The organism is Bacillus sp. FSL M8-0077, from assembly GCF_038050255.1.
In the GTDB taxonomy this organism is placed as follows: Bacteria; Bacillota; Bacilli; order Bacillales; family Bacillaceae; genus Bacillus; species Bacillus altitudinis.
In genome coordinates this window covers 2,625,756-2,641,005 of record NZ_JBBPAF010000001.1, presented here as the reverse complement: position 1 = coordinate 2,641,005, position 15,250 = coordinate 2,625,756, and the positions used below count along the sequence as shown (strand labels likewise).

17 protein-coding genes are annotated in these 15,250 nt (G+C 40.2%); 13 read left to right on the top strand and 4 right to left on the bottom strand.

The genetic code is table 11. The features are described 5' to 3' along the window. Window positions 1-2: 2 nt before the first annotated feature. The 13 genes from NST57_RS13605 (at window position 3) to NST57_RS13545 (ending at window position 13,035) form a co-directional block, all read left to right on the top strand. Complete coding sequence (locus NST57_RS13605; RefSeq protein WP_341298689.1) at window positions 3-629, top strand: major tail protein; 627 nt, start codon at window positions 3-5, stop codon at window positions 627-629. Between the two features lie 41 nt (window positions 630-670). Beyond that, on the top strand, window positions 671-1,006 hold the full coding sequence (gpG, locus tag NST57_RS13600; RefSeq protein ID WP_341298688.1) for a phage tail assembly chaperone G: 336 nt from the start codon (window positions 671-673) through the stop codon (window positions 1,004-1,006). A gap of 2 nt (window positions 1,007-1,008) precedes the next feature. Further along, entirely contained in the window at window positions 1,009-1,203 is a 195-nt protein-coding gene (locus tag NST57_RS13595; protein WP_034665790.1) for a hypothetical protein, read from the top strand. A gap of 15 nt (window positions 1,204-1,218) precedes the next feature. Next, window positions 1,219-5,235 (top strand): phage tail tape measure protein, encoded by a 4,017-nt coding sequence (locus NST57_RS13590; protein ID WP_341298687.1) that lies wholly within the window; start codon window positions 1,219-1,221, stop codon window positions 5,233-5,235. Then, window positions 5,235-6,068, top strand: a complete 834-nt coding sequence (locus NST57_RS13585) for a phage tail domain-containing protein (protein ID WP_341298686.1) — start codon at window positions 5,235-5,237, stop codon at window positions 6,066-6,068. The genes NST57_RS13590 and NST57_RS13585 overlap by 1 nt, the downstream gene beginning before the upstream one ends. A gap of 12 nt (window positions 6,069-6,080) precedes the next feature. After that, entirely contained in the window at window positions 6,081-7,817 is a 1,737-nt protein-coding gene (locus NST57_RS13580) for a phage tail protein (protein WP_341298685.1), read from the top strand. A 38-nt stretch (window positions 7,818-7,855) separates the two neighbouring features. Beyond that, window positions 7,856-9,730: a right-handed parallel beta-helix repeat-containing protein gene (locus NST57_RS13575; protein WP_341298684.1), complete on the top strand. Its 1,875-nt coding sequence runs from the start codon at window positions 7,856-7,858 to the stop codon at window positions 9,728-9,730. A 13-nt stretch (window positions 9,731-9,743) separates the two neighbouring features. Next, the gene (locus NST57_RS13570; protein WP_341298683.1) at window positions 9,744-11,102 is read left to right on the top strand and encodes a BppU family phage baseplate upper protein; all 1,359 of its coding nucleotides are present in this window, start codon (window positions 9,744-9,746) and stop codon (window positions 11,100-11,102) included. Between the two features lie 17 nt (window positions 11,103-11,119). Next, the gene (locus NST57_RS13565; protein WP_137055682.1) at window positions 11,120-11,419 is read left to right on the top strand and encodes a hypothetical protein; all 300 of its coding nucleotides are present in this window, start codon (window positions 11,120-11,122) and stop codon (window positions 11,417-11,419) included. Further along, window positions 11,416-11,595 carry an XkdX family protein gene (locus NST57_RS13560; RefSeq protein ID WP_034325261.1) on the top strand — a complete coding sequence of 60 codons (180 nt, stop codon included), beginning with the start codon at window positions 11,416-11,418 and terminating at the stop codon, window positions 11,593-11,595. The genes NST57_RS13565 and NST57_RS13560 overlap by 4 nt, the downstream gene beginning before the upstream one ends. Before the next feature lie 61 nt (window positions 11,596-11,656). Next, window positions 11,657-11,869 carry a BhlA/UviB family holin-like peptide gene (locus NST57_RS13555; RefSeq protein WP_099682843.1) on the top strand — a complete coding sequence of 71 codons (213 nt, stop codon included), beginning with the start codon at window positions 11,657-11,659 and terminating at the stop codon, window positions 11,867-11,869. A gap of 26 nt (window positions 11,870-11,895) precedes the next feature. Then, window positions 11,896-12,159 (top strand): phage holin, encoded by a 264-nt coding sequence (locus tag NST57_RS13550; RefSeq protein WP_137055681.1) that lies wholly within the window; start codon window positions 11,896-11,898, stop codon window positions 12,157-12,159. 54 nt (window positions 12,160-12,213) lie between these two features. Continuing rightward, window positions 12,214-13,035, top strand: coding sequence for a peptidoglycan recognition protein family protein (locus NST57_RS13545; RefSeq protein ID WP_137055680.1), 822 nt, complete (start codon window positions 12,214-12,216; stop codon window positions 13,033-13,035). A gap of 42 nt (window positions 13,036-13,077) precedes the next feature. On the opposite strand, the gene NST57_RS13540 is transcribed toward NST57_RS13545, so the two are convergent. The 4 genes from NST57_RS13540 to NST57_RS13525 form a co-directional block, all read right to left on the bottom strand. Beyond that, window positions 13,078-13,284 (bottom strand): hypothetical protein, encoded by a 207-nt coding sequence (locus tag NST57_RS13540; protein ID WP_137055679.1) that lies wholly within the window; start codon window positions 13,282-13,284, stop codon window positions 13,078-13,080. Between the two features lie 22 nt (window positions 13,285-13,306). Beyond that, a complete protein-coding gene (locus tag NST57_RS13535; protein ID WP_306010982.1) occupies window positions 13,307-13,798 on the bottom strand; it encodes a hypothetical protein in 492 nt (163 codons plus the stop codon). 142 nt (window positions 13,799-13,940) lie between these two features. After that, window positions 13,941-14,132: a hypothetical protein gene (locus NST57_RS13530; RefSeq protein ID WP_341298682.1), complete on the bottom strand. Its 192-nt coding sequence runs from the start codon at window positions 14,130-14,132 to the stop codon at window positions 13,941-13,943. Window positions 14,133-14,202: 70 nt separating this feature from the next. Beyond that, window positions 14,203-15,177: a hypothetical protein gene (locus NST57_RS13525; RefSeq protein ID WP_341298681.1), complete on the bottom strand. Its 975-nt coding sequence runs from the start codon at window positions 15,175-15,177 to the stop codon at window positions 14,203-14,205. Window positions 15,178-15,250: the final 73 nt, after the last annotated feature.

The following is a 15,250-nucleotide window of genomic DNA, read 5'->3' as shown; positions in this document are numbered from 1 at the left end:
AGATGGGGAAAACAATCTACGGATTAGACATGTTTCATTATGCTGAGCTAATTCAAGACGACGATAAAGGACTTGAATATGCAAAGCCTGAAAGACTGCCAGGAGCTGTAAATGTCAAAGTCGATCCTAAATCAGAGCAATCTAAATTTTGGGCTGATAATGGTGTCTATGATTCATTTAACAACATGGGTGACATTGACCTTGAGGCTGAACTAGCGGATTTACCTATTGAGGTACAAAATAAGATTTTCGGTCACAAGGTCGAAAATGGGATTTCTTTTGCCAGTTCTGATGATAAGGCGGTTTTCTTGGCTTTCGGGTTTAGAGCGAAAACATCCACAGGCGGGCACAGATATTATTGGTTCTTGAAGGGGCTTCCTGAATTACTGGGCAATGAACACAAAACTACCGAAGGGAAAGCCGATCCTGAAACACCAAAGTTTAAAGCAGGTTTCATGACGCTTCAAAATAAGAAAGGGAAAAACCGTTGGAAGGCTCAAGCTGAATTCGACGAAGGCTTTGATCCGGAAGAATGGTTTAAACAAGTTGTATATGACGGCGCATCATTCGCCAAAGGAAAAGAAACAGAGGATTCCACAAGTTCAGCAGACCTTGGAAAGGGCGTTTAATAACGCTCTTTTTTTATTTTGTAATCGGGAGGAAATAACACATGGAAGCAATGACAATCACCTTGCATTTAAACGGTAAGAAAAAGAAATTTTCCACACCTAGCTTTATCACAGGTGCTTTGTTTAGAACTGCGGTAGAAGTAACAGAAGACTTTGAATCAAATGATCCTGAAAGACTTTATACAAGTAGACAATCAGAGTTTATTTGTGAAGTGTTCGGAAACAAATTCACTACAGAAGAATTTGAACAAGGCATTGATTCACGTCTTTTAAGCAGAACAATCTACGCAACCGCAAACTATGTCATTGGAAATATCGTTGAAGCGAGCAAAATCCTGAATCCTGAAACCGCAGAGGAAGCAGAGCCGGGGGAGTAAGTTTGTCCGATGCTGTCCTTGATATGTATAACGCATTAGAGGACATTGGCTTTACTCAAAATCAGATAGACGAAATGGACATTGTTTATCATCTAAAACGCCTTGCACGCAGGAAAGAAGCGAGCAAGGAAAAGCCAAGTAAGAACGCTACAGCATCGGATAAACCTTTATACATTGATCAGATACCTGGACTGTAAAAAGGTGGTGAGGGATTGAGCAAAGACATTAAAGTAAAGCTGTATTCTAATTCGTCCCAATTTAATGGGGAAATGAAAGCAATTTCCGTGCAAATGAAGAACATAAAGTCTGAGTTTGAAAAAAATCGGACTGCCGTTGGTGTGTGGGGTAATGAACTGAAAACGTCACAAACGAAAGTCAGAACCCTTTCACAGCAATTGGACCAGCATAAAATGAAGGTCAAAGCACTCGAAAGAGCGTATGCAGATTCAGCCATCAAGAAGGGAAAGGATGCGGAATCAACGCAAACCCTAGCCCGTCGGCTGAACTATGCAACAGCTGAAATGAATAAAACGCAAAACGCGTTAACACAAACGACCAACAAAATTCAGAGGATGGAAGCTGAGATAAAAAGAACATCCTCATCGCTTTATAAAATGGGCCAAAGAATGAGTACAGTTGGCAATAAAATGAGAAGTACGGGTGCTTCGGTAGCAATGACTACAGGTGTTGCTTTTGCTGGCTTGGCCCTCCCACTAAAAGATGCAGTACAAGTGGGTATGGACTTTGAAAAGCAAATGAGTAAAGTCCAAGCTATTTCAGGGGGAACGGCTCAAGAAATAAAAAAGCTAGAAAAGCAAGCAATGGATCTCGGGGCAACATCTGTTTTTACTGCTAGTCAAGCAGCTGATGCACAAGGCTTCCTAGCGATGGCAGGATTTAAAGCAAATGACATCTACGCAGCGATGCCAGGAATGCTGAATTTAGCAGCCGCAGGTCAACTAGATTTAGCAGCCGCCGCCGACATTTCTTCGAACATGATGCAAGCCTTTGCTATGAAAGCGTCGGAAGCTGGGCACGCATCGGACGTAATTGCATACGGTGCGGCTAACGCAAACACAAACGTAGAGCAAATGGGAGAGGCCATGAAGTTCCTTGCGCCTAACGCCAATTCATTAGGATGGGGCCTAGAAGAATCAGCAGCCGCAGTCATGGCATTTGGTGACGCAGGTTTGCAAGGGTCTATCGCAGGACAAGCCTTTGGTACGTCTTTGATTAGATTAGCGACACCTGCTAAAAAGGCGCAAAAGGTCATTGATAAATTAGGATTCTCGTTTTTTGATGCAGCAGGAGACATGAAGAGTATGCCGGAAGTTGTGGCTGAAATGGAAAAAGGCTTGAAGGGCATGACGAAAGAGCAGCAAGCCGCAGCATTGAAAACCCTTGTAGGAGCTGAGTCATATAAGCATTGGGCTGTACTCTTACAAAAAGGTAGCAAGGCATTAAAAGAGAACACGAAGGCGTTAAAAGAATCAGATGGTGCTGCTCAAGATATGGCAGACACCATGCTTGATAATGCAAGAGGAAGTATTATCGCTTTTAATTCTGCGGTTGAAGGTGCAAAAATCAAACTGTCAAAAAGTTTACTTCCTGCGCTTGGTGATCTGGCTGAAAAAGGTGCAGACATCGTAAACATGTTTAACAAAATGGATTCTGCCACAGCTCAAACGGTTGCTAAAACTGCGTTGTTTGCTACGGGTGTCTTGGGTGCCACAACAGCAGTCGCAACGCTCACAATGGGTATTGGTGCGCTCTTAGCATTTACGGGTCCAGTGGGCCTTGCAATAGTTGGGGGAACGGCTTTACTAGGCGGTATTGCCGTAGCAACCTATGCGTATAACGAGCAGCTGAAAAATCAAAAGAAACGCCAGGAAGAAGCAAAAGAATCGGCTCTTCTATACGGTGAGGGTGTTTCTAAAGCGACACAAAAAGCGGCCGGATCATACGTGAATCTACGTGAAAAAGCCACATCACAGCTTTTCCAGTTGACGCAGGTTTCAGGAAAAGAAGCAAATAAGATGGCTAGTAATCTATTGTCTACGTATCAAGAAATGTCTTCTTCTTTGATTAAAGAGCTAGAAGGATTTAAAACAGACGCAATCGCAGTTCTCAAAGGATTATTTGAAGATCAGGATAAAGAGACAAAGAAAATCGGAGAAGATGTGACAGATCAACTAGTCGGGAACATTGATAAAGATGTTCAAAATGTTCGAGAGAAGATGCGCCAACTCAAAAAATTGAAGGATGAAACAGGTTTATTATCATCAAACATGAATGCTTCTCAAAAGAAACGATTTGAAAGCATTATTTCATTCTATCAAGAGGCAACGAGTAAATTTGCGGCCAATCAAAAGGATGCTTTAGCTATCCAGCAGAGAGTTTCCGAGAGTCAAAATAAACTCTCTTTTAAAAATGCTAAAAGTTACAATGATCAAATCACAGAAATATACAAAGAAGGACAGAAGGCAGCGAAAGAAGATCGAGACTATAGAAATAAGATCTTAGATGAAGCAATGGTGAAAGATGCGAAAAACGCTGAAAGTTATAAAGCCTTCAAAGAAAAATCTAATGCCGATTACCAAGAGGCTCTTGCTAAGAACCTAGAAGCGTATAAAAACAATTCAAAAGCGTTATTTGATCAAATGGCTCAAGACGGGAAACTACTGGATTTAGAAACAGGAAAAGCACTGGAAAAACAAATAGAATACTCAAGTAATTCAATGGGTATCTTCACCAACCAAGAGGAACAAGAAGAAAAATATCAAGCGCGATGGGCTGAAAGACAAGTAGCGTTCTTACAAAAACTTGGAGACAGCAAAGAAGAAGCGTTAGAAAAAACGAAGCAAGCGCTCATTGAATTTAACGAGGGATTGGGACGTTCTACAGAAGAATCAGCGAGCAAAGCAAATGAAGCGATTGAAAAGATAGAAAACGAATTTAACCGCGCAACATCTGCCCGTGAATCAGGAAAGAAAATGGGCGATGAATTTGCGGACGGCCTAACAGTTGCCACACCTAACACGTTAGCAAGTGGGTCGATCCTTAAACAAACACTGGATCAAAAATTGCGAGAAGAAAACGGCATCCCTAGAATTGCAGGACAAGAAAAAGGTCAATCGTTTAGTGAAGGTATTAATTCGTCAAAAGTTAACGTATCTAACAGCGGATCAGTGCTGCAGCAAGCACTTAGGCAAAAGCTAAGTGAAGGCAATGCAGAGGCTAATACATCCGGCTCTCAAAAGGGCCAATCATTTAGCGCAGGTATAAGCTCAACAAAAGGCAGCACAAGCACGGCAGCAAGCAGCGTAAACCAAACAGCGTTATCAAACCTAAACAAAAATACCACGCAATCTACTCAAGCAGGTGCAACAAAAGGAAAGAGCCACAGTGCGGGAATAACAAGCACAAAGGGCGCCAATACGTCTGCAGCATCTTCGGTGAGCGCGACAGCAACAGCCCAGCTTGCCAAAACCACCGACGGCGGAGGCGGGCAAAAAGCAGGGAATCAATTCGCATCGGGGATTCGTAGCCAAGCCGGAAACGCTAGTAATTCGGGTAGCACCGTAGCACAATCAGGAAAACAAGGCTTATCAAGCGTGAAAACAACTGGCACAGGTGCTGATTTTTCTAAAGGTTTTGCTAACGGTATTCGTAGTATGGGCGGCACCGGAGGTACGATATGGAAAGCTGCTTGGGCTATCGGTAAAGTTGCAATACGTTCACTGAAAGATTCCATACAATCAAAATCACCTGCAAAAAAGACCATTGCAGAAGGTGTGAACTTTGGCGATGGATTTATCATTGGGCTTGGAGAAAAGGCGCAGGACGTGAAAAAGAGCACAGCAGCAATGGCGCAAGGTGCTATGACGTCCTTTAAGTCTGAAATTAATAGAATGGCTTTCAACATCCAGGGGGCAGCAGATGAAATAAACACAATGCGCGCTGAACTGACTGTGAGAAATGAGATTGATACGCCTGTCTTAAACCAAAAGCTAGATGCCCTTATTAGTCTTTTATCAAATAATCTACAAACGAACAATGAAAGCGTAAGTGCTGCAGGGCAAACAATCAAAATCCATCCTGCACCTGTCATTATTGGCGGTGAGCATTTAGCAGACATCGTTTTTAATCAAGGAGACACATCTATACTGGATAAAAAGAGCGCTCAAAAGTATGAACAGAATGCTTATAAAGGAGGGCTGAAAAGATAATGGATCTGTATTTTGATTTCAGAGACGGAATGGGGGAGCAACCTTTGACGGGGTTACTGCCCAATTTTAAGTTGCTTAGCTTTGCGCCTGACGCGCCGAGCGCTGACAGGGAGCTTGTACAGTTAACCAGGTTTAACGGACTTGTACCGACGCAGCATCCGCGCGACATAGTGTATAAAGAAAGGTCTATCAAGGTTGAGATATTGCTTGATGCTAAAATCGCGGCAAACTTTTATCAGTACAGACATGAGTTTTATGATCTCGTTGTTCAGCCCTTCTGGTATTACATCTCATGTGATCTACTTCCTGGGAGGCGTTTTGCGGTTACATGCGATGGGGGCTTTCAGATCCCTAAAGACAAACAAAAAAATCAGGTGTCTTTCCAAGTAGATTTCACTAATATCACAGGGTTAGCAGAGTCAAAGGGCACGTCTTTAAGTGCGCAAAACTTTTCTAGTGAAAGATGGTTTTCAGGAATGGGCATCCAAAGACGCGACGATCTGCAGTACCGTTTTAAAAACAAAAAACGTTTCAGTGTATTCAATCCGGGCTTACCTATTAATCCCATGCAGCATGATTATAATGTGCTTCTTAATGCAAAGGGAAAAAACATAACGATTATCAATCACACGAATAACGAAAGATTGAAAATAGAAGCCGATCTGAAAAAGTCACAGCAGGTCAGGAACCTGAAACAGTATACCGTTGTCGGTAATAAAAGATTGAAAACGTCGGGAAGGCTACCGTCCTTAGATAAAGGCATGAATGAGTTTGAGATTCAGAATACAAATGATTTTGAAATTGTATTCGATACAAGATTTTATTTTCCGTAAAAGGGGGTTGTCATGGCTGCAGCGGATTTTATAAAAAAACTAGCACCAGGGGCGCAGAAAGTCTATAAGAAATATAATGTGCTTGCTAGCCTTGTAATTGCCCAAGGGTGCTTAGAAAGTGGTTTCGGATCCAGCGGACTTTCTAAACAAGCAAATAATTTGTTTGGAATTAAAGGGACATATAACGGTAAATATGTTCTCATGTGGACAAGCGAACAAGACAAAAAGGGAAACGTCACCAGGATACAAGCTAAGTTTAGAAAGTATCCATCATATGCGGAGAGCTTAGCTGATCTTGGAAGCCTATACACCCGTTTGAGTCGATATAAAGAGGTGGTAGGTGAAAAAGATTATAAGAAGGCTACTGCAGCAGTTTCAAAAGCTGGGTACGCCACGGATATCAACTATGCAACAAAATTAAACAGTATCATCTTTACTTACAAACTCACACAATATGATAATGTGGATGATCTACCAGAAGAACCGAGTGAACCAGAAACACCAACTAAACCGACATATCCAAGCAAAGAATATCAGGGAAAGGACGTAGAGTTAAACGACGGACTACCTTCTGATATTGATTTTAGGCAGCTGCATGTCTCAACCAAAGACGGCAAAGAGCTTGTGGAAATCGTTGGCGCTGTATTGGAGATGCAAGACGATACAACAGGTAAGAAGAGTTTCACATTCACCTTTCTACGGAATGAGGATAACGGAACTGAATTTGATCTACTTGTTCCAGGGAACATACTGTATTTAGACGAGAAAGTATACAACCATCAAAAGTATTATATTACAGACATTGAGCTTGATCAGAGCAGGAAAAACGTGCTGCAGAAAAAAGTTACGGCCAATCATGTGTATACTGTTCTTCTTGTAAATGACAGAGTCGAGGAAAAAATTTCAAAGAAAATGAAAATCAATGAAGCTTTAGACTTTGTACTAGCTGGTACGCCTTTTCAATATGTGCTAAAAACAAAATTATCAGAGTTTGACGAAGTAGATCAAGACGGCTTCGGAGAAAAAAACAGAGTCGAATTAATGGACCAGATTGTTGAGGATTATGAAATAGAACTTGATGTAAATAACTATGTCATCTATGTACATTTAAAAATGGGCAAGGTAGTAGACTTCACACTTGACAGCCGATTCAATATGCCGGGCTTTAAGATGAAAATTAATGATCAAAATACATCAACGCGTGCATGGGGTTACGGTGCAGAAAAGAAAGCTAAGAAAAATGATACTAAAGCAACTGATACAAAAACGAATGAGGATGAAAAGGAAAAAGAGCCTGAATATGAATTCGAGCCTATCCTATACATTCATCCTGACGAAGACAAATTTTTGATCGAGGGAAAGCCGCGCTGGGGCGAGCCGATAAGAGATGACACAGTAAAAAAAGCAAGCAACATGGTTTCTGCTTTGAAAAAGCATGTGAACCCATATCCTGATGTGGTTGTTGAGGCAGACTACCAGTATATCTATGAGCCAGCACTTCAAGGTATAGAAGAGGATTTTTGGAAGGGAGACACCATACATGTCATTGCTGATACGGCAAACGGCATCACGTTTGAGGATGATGTAAGGCTAGTGTCTGTCACTTATAATCCCCTCAACCCGTATGACAGCCCTAAAATGACTTTCGCTAACTTTAGGAAAGACATCCAGGACTATCAAGTGAGCCAGGCGCGGCAGATTAAGCAGCAAAAAAGATACATTGATCAATTGATGAGAACGCTCAATTAGAAGCGTTTTTTCTTTTGGAATCGAAAGGAGTGAATATAGTGGTCCGGCTTAAAAAAGATTATGATACGACAAGAAATTCAGTCTATGAATCACAGTTGCGCGGCGACATGCAAACGGTTGAGAATGAGCTTAATAAAAATGCAACTGAATTACAGTCTCACAAGGATAGTAAAAAAGCTCATTTGTCTAGTCAGATTATGCATGGCCTATTTACTGTTGCCAACAGGATTGACAACATGTGGGCTAGATTGACAAACCTTGTTCTCAATCATGACGGGAATGATGTCAAGGAAGTTGTAGACATTCGAGTTTCTAGGGATGCATCTATTCATCCCACAGCAAAAGACAGATTAGACTATGACTTTCAATTACTTGAAGAAGAAATAGAAGCAGCTGCAGTCTCCTTGAATCTAAAAAGATTTATTAAGAAGTACGGAAGTTTTACGGCAGGATTCAGGGCAGCTCTTAGTCTTGCAAAATTATATCCTGTGCACATTGTTGTTCCTAAAGGACAATACAAACTAATGGAGACAGCACGCATCTATAAAAACACTCACTTAACCTTACAAGCTGGTGCCATTATTAAACGTGGCTTTGTAGGATCAATGCTTGTAAATGGAGATAAAGACGATCAGACAAAAGGTTATAGCGGCCACGGAAACATATTGATTGATGGTCAGGGGATGTTTGATAGCGCAGGTGATGAAATCAAAGAACAATGTTCAGTCATAGGTTTTGCACATGCTGAGCGTATCATCATCCGTGACATCGCAATCAAAGATGTGTGCGGCGGCCATGCGTTTGATTGTGCCGGTAATAAACACGTATTAATCGAGAATGTATGGTTTAAAGGGTTCGCTGATTATAAAGGTGACAGATGGTATTCTGCTGCGATTCAGCTAGACTTAATGCGATCGGCGGGCAACTTCGGTGCCTTTGGTGCTTATGATCAAACTGTAAGCAAGCATGTCACTATTCGAGACTGCTATTTTAGCAGATCAGAGAATCTAGGGGGATATGCTCGCGGAGTGGATTCGCACACTAGCACGGATGGCTACTGGTATTCTGACATTCGCATAGAAAACAACGATTTTGAAGATACGACCGAGTACGCGGTGTCCGGCAATAAATGGGAAGACGTTTTAATAAGCCGAAACCGTTTTAAGAATTGTGCATCTGGTGTGAGACTTATGATTCCTAGCCTAGAGTCGGTCTACACGCAAGACGCAAACGGCAATCCTACAAACAGGGTTAACAAAGTAAAACGTCTTTCAGTCAAAGATAACACTTTCACCAATATCAAAGTGCGTCATGCCATCCAAGTATATGGTCGTAAAGGGATTCAAAAAATTGACGACGTGGATGTTTCCGGCAATAAAATCAATGGCGTAAAGGTCAAGCATGCTATTCACTTATCCGATGTGGATGGCTTTTTGGTTTTGAATAACCAATATAGGGATATCAAGCATCATGGGGTGCTCTTAACTCGCTGCAGTAATGGCAAAGTAGATTCAAGTGTGGGTCGAGACATCGAAGGGAACGGCGTGCGTGTGGAATTAGGGTGTAAGAACATTGATGTCACAAACACAAATTTACGTGAAGTTGGCTACTCTGGAATTTCTGTATCAGGTGATTCAGAAAATATTAGCGTAGATTTCAGTGACATTGACAATGCGGGAAAAAGAACATCCACATCTAATCCCTATTACGGAATTATCTTTATGGACGGGGTCATAGATTCAGCAGTACGCTTCAACAAAGTGCGCGGAAAAAAATGCAGATACGCGATGTATTTGACTAGCAAATGCTCAAGAATTCAGCATTTTGGCAATCGACTAAAAGGAGCTGGCGCAGAAGGCAGTTTGAAAGATAATAGCGTTGATCCTATTAAAACTATCGAGAATGTAACATGAGAGAGGTGATAACATGATTCGGAAGAATGGTCCACTTGATTTTGATGTAAACGCATATACTAGTTCAAGTGTATCAACCAGCATAAATTTTTGGGCGCAGGATCGTCAGACAGCGCGGTTGATATTTAAACTCACGAAAGATGGCGTACCTTTGCCACTTGCGGCTGTCACGGGCAAACTTGTATTAGTTATGTCAGACGGCAGCCGATTCATTAGAGACGTAACGATAATTGATAGAGTGAATGGTCACGCCGAGTATATCTTGTCAGACAAAGAGATTAAGCACTACGGCATAGTACAAGCTGAGCTGAATTTGTATTATACAAATGATCAATCTATGTCAGTTCATCAGTTCTCTTTTAACATTTCAAAGTCTCTTATAGATCAAGACATTGTGCCGATCACTGAGTATTATGTAGACGAGTTCGAGGCATTAAGAGCAAAGATAAATGAGCTTTACGAAGAGTCTATACAAACGATTGATGATCTGAGAGCCAAGTTTGATGACTTGGAGAATATCGAAACAAAACAAGGCGCGCAGTCTAAAGTAGATGCAGCACTTGAGGCAGCTAAAAAATACACGGATGCTCACACGGAAACACCTGCAGGTGCAAAAGATAAAGCAACGGCGGCATTAGAAGCGGCAAAAGAATACGTCAAGCCGCACCTTGAAAACAAAAAGATTCACGTAACAGAATCAGAAAAAAGCAACTGGAATAACGGCCAGCTTTATAGGCTCACACCTAATGATGGAAGAGTTGTGAGGGTTCCAAATGGTACCGATATATTCAAATTACCGACAGGTCCATATATGGGAGCTCAACTTCTTAATGCTCCAGTAGAAAATGATACAAGTTTTTATTACGTTGATGTTTTTGAAACAGGGTATGAACAAAACGGAGTCATATATAAACGCATTATCGCTACAAGATCATTTGATAACATAACTTGGATTGGCACATTCCATGCTCAGGGTTTCAAAGGGTGGGAGAGGATTATAACTAGTAGAGATGCTGCAGTCACTTGGAAAACACCTTCATTGTCTAAAGGATGGAAGCAATACGTATCAACAGATGGATTTCCGCACACATTACGTTACTCAAAAGATGCTTTGGGAGTCGTGGAGATCATTGGGTCTATTACTGGTGGGGTGATAGGTAATGATGTCGAGGCATTTACACTGCTTGATGGATATTTACCATTGCAATCCATGCACTTTATTGGAGTCGCATCAAGTTTGGGGACACCGGGCGTACCACAATATCACCGAACCTATATAGGCACTGACGGTCGAGTTTGCGTTCAATCTTGTTCTAATACGGTAAACCCCAATGAATTTATTACTTTTGGGTTCCGTTTTAAAGCAAAGTAAGCATGGGAGGTGCGATTATGATCTGGGTTTATAAATATGATGAAAATTACATTTGGCAAGCTGGTAAAGATATTTTAATAGATGTAGAAAACGGAGAAAAAATACCCAAAGGCTATACAGATAAACAGCCACCAGATGGGTTATTTATTGCAAAGTATGATCCTAAAAAAGAAGAATGGTTCGAGGCGGCTTCTAAAGAATACATTGATAGTTTGCAGCCTGATCCACTGCCGCCAGATGCTGTAACGATGCTTAAAAAACAAGTGGCTTTACTCACATTGCAAGTTTCGCAGATGCAGAGAGGCGGGGCATCATGATATACCCAACGGCGGCCGACATAAAAGTATTTTGGGATTGGGGCGTGTATACGCCTGAAATCATGAGGGAATACGTTTCATTGAAAGTTATCACTAAAACAGAATTTGAAGAGATCACGGGATTGAAGTTTGATAAGCCTGCTGTCTCAGTGGATTTAGGTTCAACAGCATCATAAAGGTGCTTTTTATTTTGCCTTCTTTAAGGGGGTGGACAAAATGAGGGAGTAGGTGAGTGAAATGGAAATGGATTTGGCGCAGTATTTAATGACACAAGGACCGTTTGCGGTTCTTTTTTGTTGGGTGCTGTTTTATGTGCTCAATACAACTAAAGAGCGAGAAAACAAGCTTAACGAGCAAATAGATGCTCAAAACCATGTGTTAGAAAAATTTAGTGAGAAATATGACGTTGTCATTGAAAAACTAGATCGTATCGAAAGAAACCAAAAATAAAAATAAAACGAAAAGAGGAATTGAATATGAAAAACTTAGACAAAGGTACTGTGATCCGCACGGTACTTCTTTTTATTGCTTTGATCAATCAAGCATTAATTTTGTTTGGCAAACCAATCTTACCGATCAACGAGGACCAAGTCACATCTCTGGCTGATACGTTATATCTTGCAGGCTCAATGATCTTCACAATGGTAACGACGCTTGTCGCATGGTTCAAAAACAACTATGTGACAAGTCGAGGGAAAGCCCAAAAAGAAGCGCTGCAACAAAAAGGATTAACAAAATAAGAGCTGCCCCAGGCGGCTTTTTTTAAAATACTAAAAAACAAGGAGTAGATGAACATGACAATTAAAGTGAAAAAGAAAATGGTCTCATCTGGTAGATACGGTTTAAAATGTCCCAACAAAATGAATCCAGAATACATTACCATCCACAATACAGCGAATGACGCAGCAGCAGAAAATGAAATTAACTATATGATTAATAACACCAGCTCAACGAGCTATCATTTTGCGGTGGATGACAAAGAGGTGGTCCAAGCAATTCCTTTAGATCGCAACGCATGGCACTCAGGAGACGGCACAAACGGTACTGGTAACCGCAAGTCAATTGCCATTGAAATTTGTTATAGTGAGTCTGGTGGTGCAAGATACAAGGCGGCGGAAAAGTTGGCCATTCAATTCGTGGCGCAGCTACTTAAAGAACGTGGTTGGGGAATTGATAGAATCCGTAAGCACCAAGATTGGAATGGGAAGAATTGTCCACACCGTATCCTTGGTGAAGGTAGATGGAACTCATTTAAAGCGGCTATTGAAAAAGAGCTGAAGGCGCTTGGTGGAAAAACTTCATCTTCCGAGCCTAAGAAAACATCATCAGCAACAACACCTAAGAAAAAAGCATCTAAGAAGGCGTACAAGCTTCCTGCGGGTATCTTTAAGGTAAAAGCACCTATGATGAAAGGTGACGCTGTAAAGCAAATTCAAGAAGCTATAGCGGCACTCTACTTTTATCCAGACAAAGGCGCAAAAAATAACGGCATTGATGGCTATTACGGACCAAAAACAGCGAATGCGGTCAAACGATTCCAGCTTATGCATGGGCTTGCTGCTGACGGCATTTACGGACCGAAGACAAAAGCGAAACTCGAAGCACTCTTGAAGTAAATTAAAAGCCCTTCCTTATTGGAGGGGCTTTTTTGTTTGTATTTATTCAGTTCGATGTTTCATTCTATTGATCGTTCTAAAAGATGCTTCAACGCCAATGAAGACGACAAAGAATATAATAATCCAACTGACCAAATCCGCCCATATATTGGACATGTTAATAACACCAAATTTACTTAATCCAGATTGGATCACAAATGAAATCAAGGCAGTTATAAACACAGACAGAAACCAATTTGTTTTTTTCAATTGAAACACTTCCTTTCAAAAATTAAAGGAATTTACAAACATACTTAGTTGTTTTATTTTCATTTTTGTAACGTTTGCAAAATTCGTGGCCGCCCATATCTAAAAGCTTTTTACCTAGCCATGCTAGACCTGCGCCAGCCAATACTTTGGCCGCCCATATCACTAATGGAGCAACCATAGTTGTAACTTCACCTTTTTGCTGTGCGGCTAATTGTTCTTGATACACTTTTTCAGCATCAGTTCCGGCCAATGACTCTAAATGGTTTTTGATCTCTAATGAAATATCCTTTGGTAAACCTGCATTGATAACTTTGGATTCATCAAAGGAAAAAGTTTTATCTACTTCATTGTATGCAGCAGCTTCGAAAATAGCCTGTGCAATTCTTTGTTGCTTTTGTGGGTCCCATTGTTCTTTTGCGGAAGCCTGCCCAAAAGCAGATGTGATGCCAAGAGTCAGAATAAGTGTTAATACAAGTGTAAGTTTTACATTGAGCTTGCGCAATAAACCGTTCATACTAAACATCATCCCCCTAAAAGTATTGTCCTACACCCGTATGGTAACAATTAACAGGCTTTATTTTCCATACTTTTTATAAAATTGGTAAAAATAGACTAATTAAAAGTCCCGTCATTTGTGACGAGACTGTGAAATGTTCTTATTTAAACCGCCATTCCTTCTTCTCCTTATCCCAAGCAAGCTCTTTACCAGACATTAGATTATTGACGGCTTTTCTTATAGATGATTCATCTTTACCCGTTTTCCTTTTCAGATCCTCGATGGATGGATTTTTTCTGAATCTGCTCATGTTGTAGATGATTCGGTATAACTTCCTTTCAAGATCGATCACACCGTACCCTCCTATAAAAGAATGTATGTTCGATTATAATTGTAAATAAAAAACCCTTCAAGTTGAAGGGTCATCTTAAAGAAGATACTTTATCAGTGATTATCATATGTTCTCCTGAACGTTCGTATGAGAATTTAGCTAATGTTTCATCTTCATCTATATAAGGAACTTTCCAAAATACAGCTATCTGATTGACTGTATCATTATCTTTGCCAATGTTTGCAGCTAAGTCATCACTATACATTTCAACCATGTTATAAGCTGTCTTACTTGTGTTCAAGGCATCAAAAGACAAGTAAACAAGAGCAATTAGCTTGTTCTTCTCACTCGAACCCATATCTTCGTTAATTTCAATTTTATCAATCGATGTGGTTTTATAATTCTCTTTGATAATTGTTTTGATTTCTATTTCTGCATCATCTTTTATCATATCTAACTCATCTTCTTCACTGTTATCTTCAACTTCTTCTGAGTTATAAACTTCATTTTTCTCTTCCTCTACATCTTTATCTTTAGGCAAAGTTGCCTCCTCAGATATAACTTCAGAATTGTTTATTTTTAAATTTATTTCAGCAGTAGCTTTTAGTTCTGAGTCACCGCTAATTTGTGGACCTGTTAGGTTAGAACCATTGTCTCCAAAAATTTCTTGAACAACTTCAGTTTGTTCAAGAACCGGTAGTGTTTCGACGTATATAATATATTTCCCATCATCAAATACTTTGTCATCTTCATTAAAGAATTTATACTCGAAAGATCCATCCTTTTGAACAGCTGTATTAACTATTGAGTTTTTATGAGAATTTTTGAGTTCAAGACGAATCCTTAGTTTCGTACCTTTAGGTAAGTTGCTCTTTCCACTAAGGATAATAATTTTATTGTTTGTGATTTCTTTATCCAAAGTGATCTTTACGTTTAATTTTTCTTTAGTTTCAATGCTTTCTTCTTTTTTACTGGAGTTACTTGTGGATGTGTTTTCTGCTTTGCCACAAGCAGTTATGAATAAGGTACATAAAATTAAAAGGAGAAAATTTTTAATAAGATTCAATATAGACCCTCCAAAACAAATATTTTCCAAATAAGTCTATCATATTAATGAATTGAAAAGAGGATGAAATATA

What these genes read in the sequence shown, in the direction of transcription:
- NST57_RS13580 (WP_341298685.1), top strand. Translation starts at nt 6,081, where the DNA reads ATGGCTGCAGCGGATTTTATAAAAAAACTAGCACCAGGGGCGCAGAAA.
- NST57_RS13605 (WP_341298689.1), top strand. Translation starts at nt 3, where the DNA reads ATGGGGAAAACAATCTACGGATTAGACATGTTTCATTATGCTGAGCTA.
- NST57_RS13535 (WP_306010982.1), bottom strand. Translation starts at nt 13,798, where the DNA reads ATGAACGGTTTATTGCGCAAGCTCAATGTAAAACTTACACTTGTATTA.
- NST57_RS13560 (WP_034325261.1), top strand. Translation starts at nt 11,416, where the DNA reads ATGATATACCCAACGGCGGCCGACATAAAAGTATTTTGGGATTGGGGC.
- NST57_RS13565 (WP_137055682.1), top strand. Translation starts at nt 11,120, where the DNA reads ATGATCTGGGTTTATAAATATGATGAAAATTACATTTGGCAAGCTGGT.
- gpG (WP_341298688.1), top strand. Translation starts at nt 671, where the DNA reads ATGGAAGCAATGACAATCACCTTGCATTTAAACGGTAAGAAAAAGAAA.
- NST57_RS13570 (WP_341298683.1), top strand. Translation starts at nt 9,744, where the DNA reads ATGATTCGGAAGAATGGTCCACTTGATTTTGATGTAAACGCATATACT.
- NST57_RS13585 (WP_341298686.1), top strand. Translation starts at nt 5,235, where the DNA reads ATGGATCTGTATTTTGATTTCAGAGACGGAATGGGGGAGCAACCTTTG.
- NST57_RS13550 (WP_137055681.1), top strand. Translation starts at nt 11,896, where the DNA reads ATGAAAAACTTAGACAAAGGTACTGTGATCCGCACGGTACTTCTTTTT.
- NST57_RS13555 (WP_099682843.1), top strand. Translation starts at nt 11,657, where the DNA reads ATGGAAATGGATTTGGCGCAGTATTTAATGACACAAGGACCGTTTGCG.
- NST57_RS13545 (WP_137055680.1), top strand. Translation starts at nt 12,214, where the DNA reads ATGACAATTAAAGTGAAAAAGAAAATGGTCTCATCTGGTAGATACGGT.